Raw genomic sequence first — 22,224 nt, forward strand, 5'->3', positions numbered from 1 at the left:
GTTAGTAGTCAAGTCGCACTAAAAGCAGTAGGAAACGCAGGAGGTGTAGAAATTTCAACCAAATCGCTAGAACTGCTAAATGGTTCTTACTTTTCTGCTAGTACCTTTGGTAAGGGAAATGCAGGTAGTGTGAAGATTACCGCTACTGATACTATCAAGTTTGAGGGAATAAGTGCTGCTGAGAGTCTTGTAGAAGAAAGAGCAGTAGGAAACGCAGGAGGTGTAGAAATCTCTACCAAATCTCTAGAACTGCTGGGTGATTCTAGACTTAATGCCAATACCTTTGGTCAAGGGAATGCAGGTAATGTGAAGATTACTGCTACTGATACCGTTAAATTTGATGGTAAAAGTGGTGTTAGTAGTCAAGTCGCACTAAAAGCAGTAGGAAACGCAGGAGGTGTAGAAATTTCAACCAAATCGCTAGAACTGCTAAATGGTTCTTACTTTTCTGCTAGTACCTTTGGTAAGGGAAATGCAGGTAGTGTGAAGATTACCGCTACTGATACTGTCAAGTTTGAGGGGAACAGTGCTGCTGAGAGTGGCGTAGTAGAAGGAGCAGTAGGAAACGCAGGGGGTTTGGAAATATCCACCAAATCCTTAGAACTACTGGGCGAATCTAGACTTAATGCTAATACCTTTGGTAAAGGTGATGCAGGTATAATTAAAATCACAACTAAAAATTTAAACATCCAAGGACGAGGAGCAGGAATTACCGCTTCTACCACAGATAAAGGTAACGGTGGTAGCATTATTATTAATGCTGATGAAGTCAATATTACTAATGTTAATAGATTCAATATTAGTAACGCTGATGGAATCAATATTGATAATCTTGCAGGAATTGCTGCTTTGACTACCAGTCAAGGGAACAGTGGTAATATTATTATTAATGCTTCAAAAGAGATTAATATTAATGGTAATAGTTTATTGACAGTAGAAACAACAAGTACAGGTAATGCAGGTAATATTGAAATTACTACACCACAATTAAAGATTCAAAATGCTGCTAATGTTTCTGCTGCTACATCTGGTTCTGGTAAAGGTGGAAATATTCAAATTAATGCTAATGACTTCAAAACTGAATCTGGTGGAAAATTAATCACAACAACCTCTGCTGTTGGACAAGCAGGTACGATTATTTTAAAAATTAAAGATAATCTATATTTAACTGGAGAAGATACAGGAATATTTGCGAATACAAAAAAAGGTTCAACTGGAGCAGGTGGTAGTATTGATATTGACCCTATTACTATGCTGATTGAAAATGGAGCAAGTATTAAAGTGGATAGTCAAGGGACAGGAATAGCAGGTAATATAAAAATTGAAGCTGGTAATTTAACTTTAAATAATCGAGGCACAATTAGTGCAGAAACTTTTGGAGGTGAAGGAGGTAATATTACCTTAAATGTTGCTAAAGATATTAGATTAAGAAACAATAGTCTGATTTCTGCGGAAGCAGGAAATGCAGGAAATGGTGGTAATATCAATATCAATGCAGGTGGATTTGTTTTAGCATTTCTTAATGAAAATAGTGATATTGTTGCTAATGCTTTTGCTGGAACAGGGGGTACAGTTACAGGGAAAGCTGTAGGTATATTTGGTTTTCGTCAATTTATCAAAGAACGTACTCCAGAAAGTGATTTTATTGCTAGTTCCAAGTTAGGCATAGATGGTATTGTTAGCATCGAAACAAATCAACAAAACTTACCTCAAGTATCTCCTGACTTTATCAATATAGAAAGTCTCAATAAAAATGTTTGTGCTATCAAAGATGATAAAATTGCTGGTGGTAATTCTTTCACTATTACTGGTAAAGGTGGTTTACCTTTAGATAGTTATGAATTAATTAGCAATTCTCCTGCTTTTGTAGAATGGGAAAATAATTCAGAAGTAGTTACACAAGTTTCTAATTCTCCAGTCAAAGTTACTCAAAAAAATACAAATCATCCTCAAAAAATTCAACAAGCCCAAGGTTGGATAATTGGTGAAAATGGTAAAGTAATTCTCACGGCTGATAGTCAAAAAATAACTTTACAAACTGATAAAAATAATCTACCTGATTGTAAATAATAAATGAAAGGTTGGGATTTATTTTATTCAACCCAACCTACGGCTAAAATTAATTGTTAAATCTCGCTAACAATTCCTCACGGCTTAATTGTAAACACAAACGAGTATATTCTTCCGGTGGTAAATCTACCAGATTATTGATAATCGTAGATAATTCATCATCCAAATTATCAAATCTTATCCTTAATAAACTTTCCAAAACTTGACGACGTTCTTCCTGTAAACCTTCTTGTACAGCCTCAGTCCTAGCTTCTTGATACGCTGCTGTCAACTTCATAATTAACTCCTGGTCATCTTCTGTTAATATGTCTTGAGTTTGTACACTTACACGCCAACTAAAAACCAGTTCTAAAATATTATGACGTAATGGGTTTTCCTGTGGTAGTGCCAGTAATTCTTTTACTGCTTCCTCTTGAACTTTATCCCGTCCTAACAACCTACACAACAGTGTTTCACCAGTGGCAGGTAACTGGTTAATTGCTACTATTGCCGTTTTGAAAGCGTCCGGGAGAAAAAATACTCCTGGTAGCCAATTATCTAAATCTAGTTTACCTCCAAAACTCTCTATTAAACCAGGAGAAGCAGAGGGAGCTAAAACCCACAAACGTGGTAAATTAGTTTCTGCTAAAGAAGTATTTTCTCGTTTAGCTTTCCGTTGAAAATCGCCATAAACAGAAAACAATTTTATGATACAGTTACGTATCTCCGTTTTACTCGGTTGGTTACGAAAAGGTTCTAATAAAGCGGTACTTTGTGCTATTCTACCTAGTAATCCTAAAGATTGAGGATCAACTTTGGGTGATGGAATAGGAGAAAAGAAAATATCCACCTGACGAACTTCATCAGTCACTTCCCGACTGACTTCTACTGTTCCCAACGGTGACAACAGTTCCTCTAAATATTGTTTTGCAAATTGGTCGTGTTGTTGTCGAGTCATGAACCTATTTTAACATTATCATGAGTAAGATATCATTATGTTAAATCGCAATGTATTGGTTTTCAGTTTATTATCATTAAGCTGTGTTTTCACTGCTCCCGTTTTTGCTAATGTTAGTAATATTCAGGTTGATTCTGAAAATTCCTTATCTTTAGAAAATCAAGCTCAGAGATTATATGAAAATGGAGAATTTCAACCAGCTATTACTATTTTAAAAGATGATATTAATAATTATCAAAAACAAGATAATTTTATTGGACAAATCATAACTTGGCGTAATTTAGCTTTAGTCCATCAAAAAATGGGAAACCCTCAAGAAGCTAAACAAGCCGTATCAGAAAGTATCAAATATTTACCCAAGATAGCAGACAATAAAAAACGTCAAGAATTATTTGCCAAAACTCTAGAAGTTCAAGGACAAATCCAGTTATCTATTGGGGAAATTCAAAAATCTCTAGATACTTGGAAACAGGTAATTGATATTTATGAAAAATCAGGAGATAGTAACGCATTAATTAGAACTAAAATTAATGAAGCTCAATCTTTACAAGGTTTAGGTTTATATAATCAAGCTGTTAAAAGTCTGACGACAACGCAATTAATTTTAGATAAACAACCGGATACTTTACTCAAAGCTAAAGCACTCTTAACTTTAGGTGATGTTTTACGAGGAGTAAGAAAATTAGACGATTCTCTAAATGTCTTGAATCAAAGTTTAACTATTGCTGAAAAACTATCATCTAATTCTACTATTGCTGAAGTTCTAATTAGTCTAGGTAAAACCCATAGATTAAAATTAAATTCTGAGCAAGCTATTAATTATTATCAACAAGCTATTGAAAAATCACCAACTTCAGATTTACTTATTCAAGGCTATTTGAATCAAATAGAGTTGTTGCTATCAGATCAAAAAATCGCCGAAATTCAAGTATTAATTCCTAAAATACAAGATACGTTAACTAAATTACCTGCTAGTCGTAGTGGAGTTTATGCTCGGATTACTTTCGCTAAAACTATTCTGAACAATGAAAAAATAGCAAAAATTTATCAAAATTTGATTGTTAATGAATTAGCAATAGCATTAAAATTAGCAAAATCATTAGCAGATAATCGCGCTGAAAGTTATACTTTAGGGGTTTTAGGAAATGTCTATGAAAAAAATCAACGTTATGCAGAAGCACAAAAATTAACAGAAAAAGCTGTTTTAATTGCTCAAAGAATCAAAGCACCAGATATTAATTATCAATGGCAATGGCAATTAGGGAGAATATTAGCAGCCCAAGGAAATAAAAAAGATGCTATATCTGCTTATAAACAAACTGTAGAAACTTTAAAAAATATCAGAACTGATTTAGTGGCTATTAGTTCAGATTTACAATTTTCTTTTCGAGAAGATGTTGAACCAGTTTATCGAGAATTAGCAGGATTATTATTAAAAGAAAAACCCAGTCAAGAGGAGCTAAAAGACGCGAGAAAAGTTATTGAAGATCTACAATTAGCAGAATTAGATAATTACTTCCGCAATGCTTGTTTAAATAGTAAATCCGTAGAAATAGATGAACTTAATGATCCGACAACTGCTGTTTTTTATACTCTGATTTTAAAAGATAGATTAGAATTAATTGTAGCTTTACCTAACAAACCTCTACAACACTATTCACAATCTATATCTGAAGAGAATGTAGAAAAAAGTGTTAAGAGTTTAAAACGCGAATTAACTAATAGTCACACAGGTTCACGCAAAGAAAGATTAAGATTATCCCAGCAAATTTACAGTTGGTTAATTAACAAAGAATTAGCTACTAAACTAGAAACTAGTAAGATTAACAATTTAGTCTTTATTGCTGACGGAGTATTAAGAAATATTCCCTTAGCTGCTCTTTATGATGGTAAACAATATTTAATTGAAAAATATAGTGTTGCTCTTGCTCCTAGTTTACAGCTTGTTGATATCAAACCTTTGCCACGAGAGCAGGTTCAATTATTAGCAGGAGGAGTAAGTGAAACTCGTAGTAATTTTGTGGCATTACCTAATGTATTAGTAGAATTAGAACAGATTAAAGCTAAATTTCCTACGGGAATTTTCTTAAAAAATGAATCTTTTACTAATTTTAATGTAGAAAATAAAATTAAACAATATCCTGCTCAAATTGTCCATTTAGCTACTCATGGTCAATTTAGCTCTAATGTGGAGGAAACATTTATTTTAACTTGGGATAATGTCTTAAATATTGATCAGTTAAAGAATTTACTAAGTTCTGACACTAAACAAATTCGTCCTATTGAATTATTAGTTTTAAGTGCTTGTCAAACTGCAAATGGAGATGAAAAAGCGGCTTTAGGTTTAGCTGGAATAGCGGTTAAAGCTGGAGCGAGGAGTACCATTGCTAGTCTTTGGTCTGTGGATGATGAAGCAACATCTTTACTGATGAATCAATTATATCAGGAATTAGCTAATAGTAAACTTACTAAAGCGGAAGCTTTACGTCGCGCTCAATTAGCGGTTTTAAATAATAATAAGTTTCAACATCCTTATTATTGGTCAGCTTTTGTATTGATAGGTAATTGGTTGTAATGCTGTATGGCAAGGAAATGATGCCTTTATCAAGCGATCGCATTTAAGACAACTTGATCCATTTTATCCTTGCTCATATAAAACAGTGAAGAAGGTGATAGGTAATAGTGTTCGTTCGTACACAGAAGAAGAATTTTCCATTTCCTCTGTCACCTGTCACCTGTCACCTGTCACCTGTCACCTGTCACCTGTCACCTGTCACCTGTCACCTGTCACCTGTCACCTGTCACCTGTCACCTGTCACCTGTCACCTGTCACCTGTCACCTGCTAACTATTCTCTACCCGTAGGTGAACCTAACTTTTGATTGCTAGGACTAGGAGAAGATTCACGGTGGCTTGTTCTTAACTTAGGTTTAGCACTACCACGTCTTTCATCGTTGCCTTTACCTTCTTTTGACCAAGAAGAACGGCCGCGACCACCGCCACCTGAACCACGTTCCCGTTCTCCACCATCACCGGAATCACGGCGTTTGTTAATTCTGGGTTTGGGTGTTGGGCTTTCGTCAACAGGAAGATCCACTCCTGATAATAACCAAGCGGGGCGAGTTTGATCGTAGGCGATTTGTAAAGCAGCAGCAGCGATCGCATGAGCATCGTATTGCTCAATCATTTCGCTGATAATGGGCAAGAAGGAAGCTAACCGTTCACCAGTTAAAGCCTCGGCTACTTGTCCTTTCAACTTCTGGATATGTTGGGCTTCAATCTGTGCCTTGGTAGGAATAGATAGAATTTGCCAGGTTTGGCGGTTATGGCGTTCAAACGCCTGTTGTTTACGGCGCTCAAATGCTTGAACTAAAGAAATTGCCGTTCCTTCTTTTCCAGCCCGACCAGTTCTCCCAATCCGGTGAACATAGGTTTCTACGCTATCGGGTAAATCAAAGTTGATGACATGAGAAAGTTGATCAACGTCTAAACCTCTCGCTGCAATATCGGTTGCTACTACCCAGCGGACTTGACGGTTACGGAAACGAATTAATAAGCGTTCCCGTGCTTGTTGGGACAAGTCACCATGATATTCATCCACACTATGACCAGCAGATTGTAATTGACTAGTTAATTCTGCGGCTGTACGACGGGTACGAACAAAGATTAAAGCTGTTTCTGGATCTTCCATTTCCAAGATTGGCTGTAAAGCTTTAGCTTTTGTCCAATGACGAGGAATCATGTAAGCCACTTGATTGATTTTATTCGGTGCGGCTTTAGGTTGTTCAACAGTAACTGTGACTGGTGAGTTCAAAAATTTATTTACCAACATCCGAATTGATGGTGGCATTGTCGCTGAAAATAATGCTGTTTGGCGTTCGTTAGGCGCTTGGGAAAGAATTCTTTCCACATCATCAATGAAGCCCATGCTCAACATTTCATCAGCTTCATCTAAAACAAACCATTTCACTTGATCCAACTTCAAGTTACCACGATCTAGTAAGTCTATTACCCGTCCTGGTGTACCAACGACGATTTGCGCCCCACGTCTGAGTTGCATAATTTGGCGGTCAATTGATTGACCACCATAAATAGCCGCAGCTTTTAAGTAACTGTTACCAATAAATTGGGAAACAGCCGCATGAACTTGAATTGCTAACTCACGGGTTGGGGTTAAAACTATTGCTTGTACAGCTTTTAAGTTTTCATCTAACCGTTCTAAAATCGGTAGAGAAAAAGCTGCGGTTTTACCTGTTCCTGTTTGTGATTGACCGACTACATCCCGACCATTTAATAGTTGAGGGATTGCCTGGGTTTGGATATTAGTAGGTGCTGTAAAACCCATGTTTTCTAACAGTTCAGCACGTTCTTGGGAAATGCCTAATTCTTGAAATGATAAATTCATTAACGCTCCTAGATTTTATTGTGAATTTTGGACTTGTAAACCGATACTTATTTGTAAATTAAGTCTTATACAACAGTAGATAGTAGTTGGGAAGATAATCTATCACTATTGACAACTTGACCATAAAGGTCATAGGCATCGGCGTTTTGAATCGCTACTTTGACGATGGTTCCTAGCCTAGCCTCTCCTTTAACATAGACTTGACCATCAACTTCGGGAGAAAATCTGCCAGAACGACCGATTAATTCTCCACTTTCAGGATTTTCTTGTTCAATCAGGACATCAACAATTTTGCCGATTTCCTGTTGATTTTTGGCGAGGGAAATTGGCTGTTGTAATTCCATCAGTTGATCACGGCGTGCGGCCATTACTTCTGCGGAAATTTGATTGGGGAGACTGTAAGCAGGAGTTTCTTCTTCTGGTGAGAAGGTAAAGACACCAACATGATCAAATTTATGTCGTTGAGTAAACTCTAATAAATGCTGAAAATGCTCCTGTGTCTCTCCTGGAAAACCAACTATAAATGTGGTTCTTAGCACTGCTGATGGTAGTGCAGTTTTCAGCCGTTCCATAATCCCATCATTTATCTGTCCTTGCCAAGGACGATTCATGGCGCGGAGAATTTCTGGATGGGAATGTTGTAGAGGTAAATCCAAATATGGCAAACAGTTAGGAGTTTCTTGGATGGCCGCAATCACATCCGCTGTCAATCCGGTGGGATAGGCGTAGTGCATCCTAATCCAAGGGATATCTACTTTACCTAATGCCCGCAGCAATTCGGCTAGTTTTGGTTTCCCATAAATATCTAAGCCGTAATTGGTGGTGATTTGGGAAATAAGAATTATTTCTTTGACACCTTGATTTGCCAGTTGTTGGGCTTCGGCAACTATTGATTCAATGGTACGCGATCGCTGGTTTCCTCGCAAATGGGGAATAATACAAAATGCACACCGATAATCACAGCCTTCTGCTACTCGCAGGTAAGCTACTCCTTCGGTTGTTGTTCGATAACGTGGTGTGGTTTCATCAGCAATATATGTGGGTTCAGCAGTAATTTCTTTAACTCTTTCTCCCTGCTCTACTCGCTCGATCACATCAACAATTTTGTGATAATCTCCTGTTCCCACTACCGCTACTGCTTCTGGCAATTCTTCCAATAGTTGCTCTTGAAAGTGTTGCGCCATGCAACCAGTAATCACGATTTTTTTATTGGCTTCTGCCAGTTCTACTAGGGTTTTTACTGATTCTTGTCTAGCTGCTTCGATAAAACTACAGGTATTAACAATTACGTAATCTGCTAATTCTTCGTTACTATCTACACCATAGCCTGCGTTTACTAGCAGCCCTAGCATATGTTCTGTATCAATTCGATTTTTCTCGCAGCCCAGGTGAGAAATGGCAATCGTTGGCTTTTCACCCATATTTTCAATAAATCTTCTGTTTTTTCTTGTCCATTAACTTTCAATTATTGGGTCGAAAATCAACAAATATTAGGAGATTGCAGATCAATGAAGTATAAAACTTCAACAAAAAAATCAAGTATCAAATGAGTTTTACTCTGTTACTCCTGACTTCTGCTGTAATTCCCACCCAACTACCCGCTACTAATTACCAGATTTAATCTATATAACTAATAACTTGAATTAGTAAACACATAACCATAGACCTCATCATTATATTGATGGAGTCTATACTATGATTTTTCTACTAATTTGTTTCCCAGGGTAATTGTAAGTGTCTTTGGGTAAGTCTGACACTCGTAATATTTTTTAACAATTCGCTTATTGGTATTTTATATTACCGCAGCGTGGGCGTTGTTAATTTACCCATCGGGAAGCCGACCAAGAGGTCTGTTGTGAGAAGCCGCTACCCTCAGGGAAATCGCGCTCGCGACTACGCCTATCAAGCAGTAATGCTACTCCGGCATTTAGAATTAAATGACGGGAAGCTGCCTTGCATCTTGTGAGTGGCAAACTCCTCTTCTGATCAGATTTTATCTTAACATATCTTATGGAAGGTTTAAAGTTAATTTCCATCTTGAGGAGGAGGCAGCAAACAGAGGCTCAAAAACTTATCTTATGGATAGATAAGAAGGTGGATATGAGATAAACAAAATGTGTGAAGAAAAGTAAATAGGAATGAAACCCTTTTTTCCCTGCTCCCTGCCCCAACGACTATTTTTAACGCCAACCTACATAAGAGGCTTCTACTTTTTCAGCTAAAACCCAAAATTGTGGGACTTGTTCTCTACTATATCTAGTTTAGACTAGGAATACGTAATTAGCAAAATTACAATTTCTTCTCTGTTAAGAGTTCCCTAAAGCAACTTAATATTAGTACAAGAAGACAGAATACTGTAATACCTGGTAGAGAATCTACATTTTTTGTTTGGTTCTCACTGTCTAATTATTGATGCCATTTGAAGCCCCCTTGTCTGGAGAGTGGGGATAGGCAAGCATTCCAGACTGTGCCAAGTAAATTAAAGACGTGGACTTACATCAGTTATTTAACACCCAAACACCAATTATTGGCGTAGTACATCTGCTACCCCTTCCTACCTCACCCCGTTGGGGCGGTAGCCTAAAAGCAGTGATCGACCGCGCTGAACAAGAAGCCACAGCCCTCGCCAGTGGAGGGGTAGATGGGATTATTGTAGAGAATTTTTTCGATGCCCCATTTACCAAAAATCAAGTTGATCCCGCAGTTGTGAGTGCCATGACTGTGGTTGTCCAACGCATACAAAATTTAGTCACTGTGCCTGTAGGATTAAATGTGTTACGGAATGATGGCAGAAGTGCGATCGCTATTGCTAGTTGCGTAAAGGCACAATTCGTTCGTATCAATGTTCTCATAGGTGTGATGGCAACTGACCAAGGACTAATTGAGGGGGAAGCCCATCAGTTACTGCGGTATCGGCGAGAATTAGGATCTGATGTGAAAATTTTTGCTGATGTTTTGGTAAAACACGCCCGTCCGTTAAGTTCTCCTAATCTAACTGTTGCTGTTAAAGATACTATTGAAAGAGGTTTGGCCGATGCGGTAATTTTATCTGGCTGGGCTACGGGTAGTCCACCAGACCAAGAAGATTTAGAATTAGCTAGTGCGGCGGCGGCTGGCACTCCTGTTTTGATTGGCAGTGGCGCAAGTTGGGAAAATATTGGCACTCTACTACAAGCTGCTAACGGTGTGATTGTATCCAGTTCTCTCAAACGTCATGGTCAAATTCAGCAACCAATAGACCCCATTCGCGTCAGTCAGTTTGTAGAAGCAGCCCATCGCAATTGGAATGTTAAAGGTGATCATCTAGGCGGAGTCAGGAGTTCAGGAGTTCAGGAGTTCAGGAGTTCAGGAGTTAATTAAGGAGTCAAGGGTTAAAGAGAAGGAAGAAGAAAGAGAAAAAGTCACCTGTTAATTACCAATCACCAATCACCAATTACCAATTACCAATATTATGATTCGTCGTCGTTCTACTCCTTGGATTCATAAATGGTCGCGTCCATTGATTGGAGCGATCGCTGGATTTGGTATCCTGAATACAGGTTATCTGACCTATGAAAAGCTCACAGGTAAAATTACAGTTTGCACTACACCAGAAAATGTAAAAAGTTGTGTAGATGTTCTTTCCAGTCCTTGGGCTACGGTTTTGGGTCAACCATTACCTATATTTGGTTTATTAGCATACATAGGTATGTTCATATTTGCATTAGCTCCCTTAGCATTGAACTCAGGAACAAATCCCAAAAATCAGAAACAAATAGAAAATCTGACTTGGTGGTTGCTGTTTATGGGAGCGATCGCTATGACAGTGTTTAGTGCATATTTAATGTATGTCCTGGCGTTTGAACTCCAAGCCGTATGTGTTTACTGTATCGCCTCTGCCTCCTTTGCATTAACTATGTTAGTGCTAACCATTATTGGCAGAGATTGGGAAGATATTGGACAACTTCTATTTACTGCTCTAATTGTGGCGATGGTGACACTAATTGGTACTTTAGGGGTTTATGCTGGTGTCAACCAATCCGCTGAAATTCCTGAATCAACAGATGGTAAACCTACAGCAATTACCTTTACACCTAAAGTAGAACCGAACCCTGCGTTTGGCTGGGAAATTACTACTACTTCTGGAGAGGCAGAAATCGCCCTAGCTCAACATCTTGCCAAAGTTGGTGCTAAAGAATATGTAGCCTATTGGTGTCCGCACTGCCACGAACAAAAGCTACTTTTTGGTAAAGAAGCTTATGCAATTTTGAATGAAAGTTCTGCTGTAGAGTGTGCTGCTGATAGTCCCAAAGGTAAACCAGAATTATGTAAAGCCGCAAAAATTGAAGGTTTCCCAAGTTGGATTATTAATGGTAAAACCTATAGCGGAGTACAGAACCTAGATGAACTAGCGAATATTACTGGTTATACAGGTCCAAAAAACTTTAAATATTTCCGTTAGAGATCAGACTACATCCAGCAAACCAGTAATCAAGCATCGAGAGTAGGAGTTTAGCAATGCTCATAGGTGTCAACTTAGATTCAAACCGCTGATATAACGTCATTACAAGGATTTCACGTTAAGTTGACACCAAAGAGCTTTTACTTTACCCCTACTGGATATTTATATAAAAAATCCACAAAATCTCCTTTTTGTCAACCCGTATTTCAATATATGAAATTTAGATAAAGATTATACATTTAAGTAAATATACGGTTTCTTCATAAGCTAATGATTAATTACTCTGTTATTATCTAGCTAACAGAGCTAAAAATTAGTTTAATATGTACTCGTGTAATTCTTACTTACTATTATATGTATGCTGATCATCAGGATATGGACTCAACCTTTTGGCCATTATGGCAACAACATCAGGACTATTTGTATCTTTGCTGTGTAAAATGGACGGATAATGTCGCTGATGCTGAAGATGCACTCAGTCAGGCAATGTTGAAAGCCTGGGATAAAATCAGTAATTCTCCGGTTGATATTAAAAACTTTAAAGCGTGGTTAAGTCAATTAACTTATAATCTTTGCGTAGATATACATAGAGAACGTCATCGGGGTGGAAGACAAGTTGAGAGTTTGGATGCAATAGGTTTTGAAGAACAAGAAATAGCTAGTCAGGAAGAAACACCAGTTCTTGTTGCTACGCAACAAGAACTAAAAATTTTTTTTTGTCTTGCTATTGATGAGTTACCAATTAGACTGCGAGAAACTTTTATTCTGCACTTTAAAGAGGAAATTTCATATCAAGAAATTGCGGAAAAACTGAATATTTCTTGTGATAATGTCCGCAAGCGGATTTCCCAAGCACGAGTAATTTTAAAAAAAAGATATCATCAAGATTATATTGGTGAACATATTAATCAAAATCCAGTTTATTCTCAGTCGAGAAAAAGTAATATATCTAACAACACTCAACAGCTAGAAATAGCTATTTCTAAGACTGAGGTTTTATACGATGAGTTGGAAATAGTAGAAATTGTAGTTGAAAATGAACAGGAAGAAGAGGTTATTGTTTTGCAGCTTGTCGTGGTAGATAGCCAATCTGATGGAGAATTTGAAGAGGTTATCAAAGAGTCTGATGTAAATGATGATTATCTACCTGTAGTGGATGTTTTGGAGTTTTGGAGAATAGGAAAAAATAGACTATCCAGAACCTTGAAATGGTGCAATTTTCAGGGCAGACAAGATGTTTACCCCACGATAATTAATGCCATATTGTCTTATTTATTTTATTACCAAGTCTTTTGGCAAATGTGGACTGATAGTGGGGGATAAGATCCCCGATTTCTTTTTTTATCATTTCCATCAATAGATCAATAATGTTCAGAAGTCGGGGATCTGGATTATTTTTTGCTGTATTTTAACTTAATACAAATTATTGCTACCCACAAACATCATCAAAAAATTGTGGGGTTGATTTTGCTTTGTCAAGTTACACAGATTCACTCACAATATATATAAAGTAGGCGGTTTGACAAGAAGTTATCATTTACTAATTTGATGATTAGAATTGAAAAAATATATAAATTGATTTAGTTAAATAATTCACAATTGGACTGCTATAAACGTCTAACTAATAGAAAGAGAAAAATAACGTTTGGAGTTATATAAATGAAAATGCGTCGTCTTGCTTTAGTTGCTGGTGTTGCTACTCTCAGTGCTGTTGCTTTTAGCCCCAAAGCCCAAGCCCTAGATGAGAACGTTGATTTCTCAGGTAATATCCCAACGATTTGCAACTTTAATTCCACTCAAAATGGCTTGTTAGAGCCTGACGGGAACTCTGAACGGATGGAAGGTAGTAATGGCAGTGTACCAGGTTTCAATATAGGTATTGCAGGTGAAACGAGTCTTAATTGTAATGGTGCTGCTTTAGTAAGCGTATCAACTCCCGCTCGGTTGTCAGCACCTGCTGGGTTCAATGATCCGAATAGGCAAGCTTTGCTTTACGATACAGGAACCTCTTCCGTAGTCACAAGTGCTAGCGTTGGCACTGACTTATGGACATCAAATCCTACTAGTCCTTTCTCTATTGCTGCTAACACAAATTATACTTTTAGGATACCTATGAATGCTGGGAATGCAGGTAGTTCTGGTAATGTTGTGCCTGGAATCTATCAGTATAGAGTTACTGTTACTGCTGCCCCTAACTAGAACAGAGTCCATAAAAAGCCTAATTCCTGAATAAAAGTAGGCTTTTATGAACTCGCTTTAGTTATCTTGTTGTTTGCAAGGATTGGATGCCTGGGTTTAAGCTCCAATCCTTGTTTTATGATATTTCACATTTTTATCAAAGAGAAAAATTAAGTATGAAAATTCCTTCTAAGCAACTAATTCTATACTCCTTGAGTAGTATGTTCTTATCTACCTTTTTATTATGGGGAAATGCTGCTAAAGCTGATATTGCTATTTCTCCACTGGTAATTGAAGCCAACGAAAAGCGGGGACAAGCACAGGGAACAATTACAGTTACAAATAGAGACGCAAAAGAGTTTCGCGCTCGCGTTTATAGTCTACCTTTTACTTATGATGTAGAAACAGGATTTCAACTTGTTGATTCCAGTCCTTTAGATTTAACTCCCTATTTACAATTTTCACCACGAGAACTGCAAGTTCCTGGTACAGATAATCGTCGGATTCGTTTTATTGCCCGTTTTCCTCCCAGTTTACCCGATGGTGAGTATCGGGCGATGTTGTTCACAGAAAATTTAGAAGCGACAATTCAGGAAGAACAAGGTGCAAATAGTAGTGTCATTTTTAAAACAGCAATTGTTCCCAGAGTCGGAGTAGCTGTTTATGTTCGCAAAGGCAATGTTTCCCATAATTTGAGTGTGGTTAATGCTAGATATAATCCTAAATCACAACAACTTCAACTCTTAGTTAAGAATACTGGCAAAGCTAGTGCAATTCTTCAAGGAGAATGGAATATTAAAAAGGGAGATAAACAAATTTATAGTGGTAGAGGTATGGATACGACGGTAATTACTCAAGGAGAACGTTATCTCGCTGTTGATTATTCTAGTGCTGCTAAAAAAATTCAATTAGAACCGGGAGAATATCAACTTTCTGGTAGTTTAGGATGGGGTGTAAATAGAACTAATAAAATTCCTTTTAGTGTCAAATTTATTGTCCCCTAAAATTTTATTAATAAAGGCGATTTTTAGTTGTGAATATGCAAGCAAAAAACCGTCTTTCTCCTTGATTTGGCATAGTTAAATAGTGCATTCAAACATTAATAATTGTCTAAAAATACTTTGCTTTTTTAATTTATTTAGTTGTAGTTTTTCTGACAAAAATACTTTAATTTTAGCAGCAGAGTTACCTAATAAAATTGCTTTAAATGAGGAAAATAGCCAAAAGCAAATATTCATAGAAACTCCGATTGAAAATATTTCACAACCGGAATATTTTGGAGATGAAAAATTGCCAATTTTTTTAACTCAAACAAATTCAACACCGCCAAAAAATGATAATTTTCCAACTTTTATTATTGGGTTAAATGTCGGGAACCGCAGTGTTAATGATGGGGTGTTAGTGCGGGGTAAGGTTACGGATAAAGACGCGATTAATTTTGAAAATTGGTTAATTCCTTATGATGATGTTTTGGAAGCATTGAAGTTTACTTCTAAAAGAATATCAGAGAATGAAGTTGAGTTACGCTCTTATTTTAAAGTTATTCGTTTTGATACTAATAAACTACATAATGATCCAGAATTAGGATTAGTGCTTTCTCCCAAAGAAATTCAAGATATCTTCGGAATTGCATCTAAATTTGATTGGCGGGAATATGCTATTGTTTTTGATGTTCCTGAAGTAAAATCTACTAATAGTAATAATATAGAAAAAAAGCCTGTACTATTAACAGGATTACCGAAAATCTCTGCTCCCGATGTCACATTGAGTATGGTGGAACAGAGGGTTAATTTGAGTGGTACAACTACCTCAGATTTAAAGAATCAAGGTAATTTATCAGCAGTGGGGACAATCTTTGATAGTAGTTGGTTTGTGCGTGTTAATCAAAGTGATATCACAGATAGTAAAACTTGGCAATTATCAGAACTACAAATCCTCAAACAAACAGATAATAGTGATTATTATTTAGGTTCACAACCCACTTTTTGGCGCAGTCAAAGTGCGGGAGATTTTTGGGGATTTACTACTATTCAACGTCAAGGTTTTTCTCCGTTTCCTAGCTATGGAAGTGGTAGTGTAAATCCTAGTCAAAGATTACAACCAGAGCGTATTTTTGGAACAGTGACAGGCCGTGCTGAACCAGGAACTTTAGCACGTCTTGTTAAAAATTTTTATGGCTCGGATGTGATAGCTGAACAGTTAGTTGACGGCTCAGGAAATTACCGATTTGATAATATTCCTGTGGGTAGACAAATAGGTAGAAATTATCAAATTTTACTATATCCTGGAGGTGTTTTAACTGCTCAACCACGAATTGAAGATGCTCGTTTTAATTTATTACCTGAGAAACTGTCAGTAGGAACATCAGCTTTAATTATTTCTGGAGGATGGAAACGACGTTTAAATAATAATGATTTTCTGGGAGAGTTTACCCAATTCAGTGGAGGAATAAGTCAAAGATGGGGATTAACAAAGGATTTAACTGTAAGTTTAGGTGGTATATATGATTCATCTTTTCAAGGTTTGACAGAGCTTTTTTATCAGCCGCAAAAGTCTCCTTTCAGAATGACTGTTTCTGGTTTAATAGGAGATGATATCAAGATTAATACCAATCTAATTTGGGATGGTTATCCTAATCTTTATGCCACATTAAGTAATGATTTAAAATCTACTCGCTATACTCTTGATTTGAAGATGTCAAATCAATTTAGATTTTATAGTAGTGGAGATTTAGACAAAGAGAAAAATTTTGGTTTGGGCTATTCTTCTAGTAGTGGTAATTCTTCTACTTTTGCTTTAGTGAATGTTGATACAAATGCTCGATTAAGTTGGATTTTAAATCAAAATTTGGGAAAATTGTTCTTTAATCATCGTGGTAATCATACTAGCACTTCTTCCCAACTATTATATTTATTTAATCCTTATCAGTCTTTAATTTTTAACTATGAAACTCTTAGTTCTTCTCAAAATGCTAATTTGCTAACTGCATATTGGCGTTATACTTCTCCAAGTTATACTAGATATAGTGAGAATCTTTGGCAAGGTGAATTAGGTTATAGAATCGGTTCTTTAGGAACAGGAATTTATGGAACGCTGGGAACAACTATTTTACCAGGTATTTTGTTACAGGCACGTTATGAAGGAGTTTCTCTAAATTCTAATCAAAATAGTTTCAGTATTCAACTGGTTTCTAGTTTGGGTTTTCAACAGGGGATAACTCCAGGAGATAGACAAATCCAACGTTTCCGCACTGAAGGAGGTTTATTAGTTATCCCATTTTTAGATCGTAATAGTAATGGAAAACGAGATAATAATGAAGAAATATATAATGATAATTCAGAGTTTTTAATTGTTAATAATGAAGTTGTGAAACCTTCGCAATTTGAGATTAAAAAGGATAGATTTATGATGCGTCTTGCTCCTGGAACTTATCGTGTAGACTTAGAACCTGCTGGTTTTCCTCCTGATTTCCAACCTGCAATTAGTACCTTTGCTGTGAAAGTAGTGGAGGGAAGTTATACACCTATTCTTATTCCCCTGCAACCTTCTTACACTCTCGCTGGAATCGCTACAAATGCAGAAGGAAACCCTATTGCTGGTGCTAAAGTTGAAGCTATTGATCCTAATACTAAATCATCAGTTATATCTATTACAAATAGTGCGGGTGTTTTCTATTTAGAACAGTTACGACAAGGAATTTATCAACTAAAAGTGAATGGTAAACCTGCTGAACCTAATACAATTACGATAAAAGCAGATGATCCAACTTTAAAAGAATTAAATTTGAAGTTACCCTAGAAGCCCTGGCGACTGGAAGTCGCGGCTACACAGACAAAACCCATCTTCATGGGTTTCAAACTCTTAATTTTTCGTCCTTAACGGGTGACAAGGTAGCTAAACAGCTCTATTTTTTTACCCCCTTATTTTCTCAAATTATTGCCACATCTCATCTTCAACCGCCTTGTCACCAATGTCTCGTGTGGTTATATACTGCTATAAGTAAGTTTTTTTGTTAAAAAAGGGTAAAATATTGATGCGCTATCGAGTTCGTGCTATTTTTTTGGCAGGTGTAGTATTTGCATTTGCACTATGGACTACACCAGGAAGAACAGAAGAAAAAGCCACAGAAGAAGCAAAAGTCGAAAAAGTTCAACCTGCTGCTGGAGATCCCAAATTTGCAGTTACAACTCAAGATCCTACTGTTCCTATTGACGAACTGCAACTATTAGTTAAGCCATTAACATTAGAAGAACTGCAAAACGAATCAGCGGCTTGGTTGGTTTTACTAAAAGATAAAGTTCAAAAAATTAGTAATGCAGAAATAGCTATTAAACGGCAAAATCTCAGCATCAACAAACAGAAAGAAGCATCTGAGTCCTTAGATAAGTCACAGGAAGCTCTTAAAGCAGCAGAAGCACAACTCAAGACTGCAACGCCTGGTTCTCCAGAATATGCAGAGGCTACAAAAAAATTAGAAGAAGCCAAACAAAAGCTGAAAGAAGGACAGGAATCTATTAAGGAAGCTAAAGACGCTAAAAAGGATATTCAAAAAGATGATACTTTAAAAGAGGCCATAGACAAGGCTAAAGAAACAGAAGAATTAGATAAAGCTAAAGAAGCATTAGATCAAGCCAAGAAACAGCGAGAAGAATTAACTGCTGGTTCGTTAGCCTACACTGATGCTACAAAGAAGATTGATAAATTAGAGGCAGCAATCAAGGCTTTTGAAGAAGCCCAAACCAAGGAAAAAGAAGCTGTTCCCGATTCACCTGAATTTAAAGAAGCAACTAAAAAGCTAGATACAGCCCAAAAATCTCTCAAGCAAGTGAGAGAAGAAATAGAAGGGATTAAAACCCCAGATGCTACTAAAAAATCTTCCCAAGATTTAAATAAAGCTGCAACGGCTTTAGACAATACTACAATTGAAGGTGATGGGAGTACCAAAGTTGCAGGATCAGTTGAGACTGTTAACGATAAAGACAATCTCAAAACCAAGGGAGATAAACTAGAAAAAGCTGCCGAACAATTAGATAAAAATGCGGATGCAGAAGCAAAATTTAAAAATCAACTCGTAGCTAACGTTACAGAATTACAATCAGAAAGAACAGCCGTAATTGATAGATTCAAGGTTGTGCTTGCAGAGTTAGAAAGCAAAGGCGGAGATCCTAAAGCTTATCAACAATATATCGAAGCCATCAGCATAGTTGCAGTTGACTTACAAGACACGGAAGGTGCGGGAGTGCGCTTGGTAAGTTGGGTGAAATCAGGAGAAGGTGGCTTACGCTGGGCAGCAAACATCGGTAAATTCGTCGGTATTGTTATTGCCTCTACCCTTGTTTCTCAGATTCTAGGAATTATCCTCAATCGCTCCTTAAAACGGATTGGGGGTGCATCTGAATTATTGCGCCAGTTTACAGTCATGGTCATCAAGCGTGGTGGTGTTGTCGTCGGTGTCATGTTGGCACTAACAGCACTAGAAGTCAGCCTTGGTCCAATTTTAGCCTTACTTGGGGGTGCGAGTTTCGTGTTAGCTTTTGCCCTACAAAGCAATTTGGGTAACTTTGCCAGTGGTTTGATGATTATGTTTAACAAACCCTTTGATATTGGTGATGAAGTCAAAGTTGGTGGTATTTGGGGTTATGTAGATTCTATCTCTCTAGCCAGCACTAAAATTAAAGGTTTCGCAGGTCAGATGTACGTGATCCCCAATAATAATGTTTGGGGGGGAATGATAGAAAATCTGACTTATGCAGAAATCCGTAAAGTATCTATTTGGTTGCGAATTGATCTGAATGAAGATTTAGCAAAAGTGCAAAAATTGTTGGTGGAAATCATTAAATCACATCCAAAAATTCTTGCAGATCCCAAACCAGGAAAATTTCTCTGGTCAGTGGAAGAATATTATTTTTCTATTGGTGTCAGTGGTTGGACTACAACCGATGATTTTTGGGGAGTTCATGAAGATGTCATCCAAATGATTCAGGAACGGTTTAAACAAGAAAATATCCAGATGTCAGCAATTCCTGGACATAATCTTTATTTACCACAAACTACGAATCAAATCCCTAAGCCTGTTGCGGAAATGCTGACAGAATCTCTCCCAGAATATTCGTAACCGGATTTCTCAGGCAACACTATTGCCAATTTTCCCAAATAGGTCTGAAACCCAATAAAATCGTGACGATATCAATAGGGTTTCAGGGTTTTGGCAATAGTATTGCTCAGGTGGGAAATATTCCCTCTTTGGCAACTATTATTCGGCAAAAATCTGCTATCAATTCTTTTGGTTCGTCATGGATGACTGAATAACCCTTTTCCCGATATATTGAGGGGATACTTTTATTTAAACTTACTTCTGGCTTTTGTCGTCTTAATTTAGATCCTGCTGGATATCCTCTTGCTAATACGTTGCAAGAATTAAATTTAAAATTACTCTAGCGGGACTTTTTGACTAAAAGGTGTTTAATCGCAGATAATATCACCTATTACCTATCCACCATTCCTGATTTTGCACAAGAGTATGAATTTGCCAATTAGGATCAGTTTCGGGGTAATCTAAACGATAGTGTCCACCCCGGCTTTCGGTTCTAAAAGCAGCACTTTTAAGAATTAATTCCGCAATATCTAATAAATTACGGGTTTCTGCCCAAAGCCTCAATTCCTTTTCAATTTGTGGTTGATGAAAATTAACTGATTGCGTAGATTGCAAAGTTAATAATAATTGACTTAAAGGTAAAGCCGCAAACTCTTGTTGCCAAAATACAACTTGAGAAATGGCATTTTCTAAACTTGATTTTTCTCGACAAATACCCGCACTTTGCCAAACTAGACGGGGTAAATTTTCACGGATTGCTTCCAGTTGTCTTTGTTCATTTTCCCAATCAATTGCAGATGAGCTAAAATCAATAGTCTCAATATTTGGGGGAGAGTCTATTTGTGCAATTTTCAATTTTTCATCATCAACATTAGCCATTTGCGCCCCAAATACAATACATTCCAACAGAGAATTACTAGCCAAACGATTAGCACCATGGACTCCCGTATTAGCAGTTTCCCCAATGGCGTATAAACCGGGAATATTCGTGCGATTCATCACATCTGTACTCACTCCACCCATCCAATAATGAGCAGCCGGAGAAACGGGAATAGGTTGAGTAAAGACATCAATCCCCCAATGTTGACAAACATTGATGATATTCGGAAACCGGTGACGAATTTTGTCAGCCGGAATCGGGCGCATATCTAACCAGACATTCGCTGTAGCCGGGTCAGCAGCCGTTTTTTGTAAATGACTAAAAATAGCTCGACTGACCACATCTCGCGGTGCTAGTTCCCCTGCTGGGTGGTAATCAAAGGCAAAACGTCGCCCAGTGTCATCCACCAAATGCGCTCCTTCACCACGGACAGCTTCACTAATCAGAAAACGTCCTGGTTTACTCAAGGCTGTAGGATGAAACTGGACAAATTCTAAATCCCGGAGAATCGCCCCAGCCCGCCAAGCGATCGCCACACCATCACCTGTACTCACTCCTGGGTTAGTCGTTTGGGCAAATACTTGACCACCACCACCAGTAGCTAAAATCACTGCACTGGCTTTAATCCAGGTAATTTTTCCTTGATAAAATAGGCTAATTCCCAAACAATGACCTGTTTGCTGGTTCTTCCATAAACTCAAAGCCAAAGCTTGCTGAATTACTTGGATATTCTCACGACGCAGAACTTGATCTGTCAGGGTTGTGGTTACTTCCCGCCCTGTGGTATCGGCTGCATGAAGAACGCGAGGACGAGAATGGGCTGCTTCTAAGGTTAAAGCTAAGTGATTATCATGGCGATCAAAAGCTACCCCTAAATTAACGAGGGATTGAATGCAGCTAGGGGCTTGTTCCGCTAGGAATTCTACAGCAGCAAGATCACACAAACCCGCACCCGCTTTAAGTGTGTCTTCAATATGCAGTTTTGGCGAATCTTCTGGATCTACAGCCGCAGCTATGCCACCTTGCGCCCAATCACTGGCAGATAGAGAAACTGTTTCTTTAGTAATTAAGCCGATTTTTAAGGATTCTGGTAGACATAGGGCTGTGTATAGTCCTGCTGCACCAGCACCGACTACTAAAACATCAAATTGGTTAGGAATATCTATATCAGGCAAGATGGGGTAATGGGTAATGGGTAATGGGTAATGGGTAATGGGTAA

The 22,224-nt window shown here is 37.5% G+C and carries 13 protein-coding genes and 1 pseudogene; 10 read left to right on the forward strand and 4 right to left on the reverse strand.

Annotated features, from left to right (window positions below):
- Positions 1 to 2,070, forward strand: a pseudogene (locus tag FJR38_RS13105) (S-layer family protein); the annotation flags it as partial.
- 49 nt (positions 2,071 to 2,119) lie between these two features.
- Here FJR38_RS13105 and FJR38_RS13110 read toward each other — a convergent pair.
- Positions 2,120 to 3,007: a hypothetical protein gene (locus FJR38_RS13110; RefSeq protein WP_168537479.1), complete on the reverse strand. Its 888-nt coding sequence runs from the start codon at positions 3,005 to 3,007 to the stop codon at positions 2,120 to 2,122.
- Between the two features lie 37 nt (positions 3,008 to 3,044).
- Between FJR38_RS13110 and FJR38_RS13115 the strand changes: the two genes are divergently transcribed.
- Entirely contained in the window at positions 3,045 to 5,582 is a 2,538-nt protein-coding gene (locus FJR38_RS13115; protein ID WP_168537481.1) for a CHAT domain-containing protein, read from the forward strand.
- 272 nt (positions 5,583 to 5,854) lie between these two features.
- Here the strand turns inward: FJR38_RS13115 and FJR38_RS13120 are convergent, their stop codons facing one another.
- Both FJR38_RS13120 and rimO read right to left on the reverse strand, forming a co-directional pair.
- A complete protein-coding gene (locus FJR38_RS13120) occupies positions 5,855 to 7,411 on the reverse strand; it encodes a DEAD/DEAH box helicase (RefSeq protein ID WP_168498509.1) in 1,557 nt (518 codons plus the stop codon).
- Positions 7,412 to 7,476: 65 nt separating this feature from the next.
- Positions 7,477 to 8,832 carry a 30S ribosomal protein S12 methylthiotransferase RimO gene (rimO, locus tag FJR38_RS13125; protein WP_168537483.1) on the reverse strand — a complete coding sequence of 452 codons (1,356 nt, stop codon included), beginning with the start codon at positions 8,830 to 8,832 and terminating at the stop codon, positions 7,477 to 7,479.
- A 1,066-nt stretch (positions 8,833 to 9,898) separates the two neighbouring features.
- On the opposite strand from rimO, the gene btpA reads away from it, so the two are divergent.
- The 8 genes from btpA to FJR38_RS29025 all read left to right on the forward strand — a co-directional run bounded on the left by btpA (position 9,899) and on the right by FJR38_RS29025 (position 20,339).
- Positions 9,899 to 10,771: a photosystem I biogenesis protein BtpA gene (btpA, locus tag FJR38_RS13130; RefSeq protein ID WP_168498505.1), complete on the forward strand. Its 873-nt coding sequence runs from the start codon at positions 9,899 to 9,901 to the stop codon at positions 10,769 to 10,771.
- A 91-nt stretch (positions 10,772 to 10,862) separates the two neighbouring features.
- Complete coding sequence (locus FJR38_RS13135) at positions 10,863 to 11,852, forward strand: vitamin K epoxide reductase family protein (protein WP_168537485.1); 990 nt, start codon at positions 10,863 to 10,865, stop codon at positions 11,850 to 11,852.
- A 354-nt stretch (positions 11,853 to 12,206) separates the two neighbouring features.
- Positions 12,207 to 13,175 carry an RNA polymerase sigma factor gene (locus FJR38_RS13140; protein ID WP_168537487.1) on the forward strand — a complete coding sequence of 323 codons (969 nt, stop codon included), beginning with the start codon at positions 12,207 to 12,209 and terminating at the stop codon, positions 13,173 to 13,175.
- A gap of 336 nt (positions 13,176 to 13,511) precedes the next feature.
- Positions 13,512 to 14,051, forward strand: a complete 540-nt coding sequence (locus tag FJR38_RS13145; RefSeq protein WP_168537488.1) for a hypothetical protein — start codon at positions 13,512 to 13,514, stop codon at positions 14,049 to 14,051.
- Between the two features lie 155 nt (positions 14,052 to 14,206).
- On the forward strand, positions 14,207 to 15,034 hold the full coding sequence (locus tag FJR38_RS13150; RefSeq protein WP_168537489.1) for a hypothetical protein: 828 nt from the start codon (positions 14,207 to 14,209) through the stop codon (positions 15,032 to 15,034).
- A gap of 82 nt (positions 15,035 to 15,116) precedes the next feature.
- Positions 15,117 to 17,828 (forward strand): carboxypeptidase-like regulatory domain-containing protein, encoded by a 2,712-nt coding sequence (locus FJR38_RS13155; RefSeq protein ID WP_168537490.1) that lies wholly within the window; start codon positions 15,117 to 15,119, stop codon positions 17,826 to 17,828.
- A gap of 235 nt (positions 17,829 to 18,063) precedes the next feature.
- A complete protein-coding gene (locus FJR38_RS13160; protein WP_174764004.1) occupies positions 18,064 to 20,145 on the forward strand; it encodes a mechanosensitive ion channel family protein in 2,082 nt (693 codons plus the stop codon).
- A 62-nt stretch (positions 20,146 to 20,207) separates the two neighbouring features.
- The gene (locus FJR38_RS29025; protein WP_256366921.1) at positions 20,208 to 20,339 is read left to right on the forward strand and encodes a hypothetical protein; all 132 of its coding nucleotides are present in this window, start codon (positions 20,208 to 20,210) and stop codon (positions 20,337 to 20,339) included.
- A 169-nt stretch (positions 20,340 to 20,508) separates the two neighbouring features.
- Here FJR38_RS29025 and nadB read toward each other — a convergent pair whose 3' ends face one another.
- Entirely contained in the window at positions 20,509 to 22,179 is a 1,671-nt protein-coding gene (gene nadB / locus FJR38_RS13165) for an L-aspartate oxidase (RefSeq protein ID WP_168537493.1), read from the reverse strand.
- Positions 22,180 to 22,224: the final 45 nt, after the last annotated feature.

It is taken from the genome of Anabaena sp. UHCC 0253 (genome assembly GCF_009712085.1).
GTDB lineage: Bacteria > Cyanobacteriota > Cyanobacteriia > Cyanobacteriales > Nostocaceae > Dolichospermum.

Bases quoted from the DNA above. Each gene is read 5' to 3' on its own strand.
- FJR38_RS13110 (WP_168537479.1), bottom strand. From the start codon at position 3,007: ATGACTCGACAACAACACGACCAATTTGCAAAACAATATTTAGAGGAA.
- FJR38_RS13115 (WP_168537481.1), top strand. From the start codon at position 3,045: ATGTTAAATCGCAATGTATTGGTTTTCAGTTTATTATCATTAAGCTGT.
- FJR38_RS13120 (WP_168498509.1), bottom strand. From the start codon at position 7,411: ATGAATTTATCATTTCAAGAATTAGGCATTTCCCAAGAACGTGCTGAA.
- rimO (WP_168537483.1), bottom strand. From the start codon at position 8,832: ATGGGTGAAAAGCCAACGATTGCCATTTCTCACCTGGGCTGCGAGAAA.
- FJR38_RS13135 (WP_168537485.1), top strand. From the start codon at position 10,863: ATGATTCGTCGTCGTTCTACTCCTTGGATTCATAAATGGTCGCGTCCA.
- FJR38_RS13140 (WP_168537487.1), top strand. From the start codon at position 12,207: ATGTATGCTGATCATCAGGATATGGACTCAACCTTTTGGCCATTATGG.
- FJR38_RS13145 (WP_168537488.1), top strand. From the start codon at position 13,512: ATGAAAATGCGTCGTCTTGCTTTAGTTGCTGGTGTTGCTACTCTCAGT.
- FJR38_RS13150 (WP_168537489.1), top strand. From the start codon at position 14,207: ATGAAAATTCCTTCTAAGCAACTAATTCTATACTCCTTGAGTAGTATG.
- FJR38_RS13160 (WP_174764004.1), top strand. From the start codon at position 18,064: ATGCGCTATCGAGTTCGTGCTATTTTTTTGGCAGGTGTAGTATTTGCA.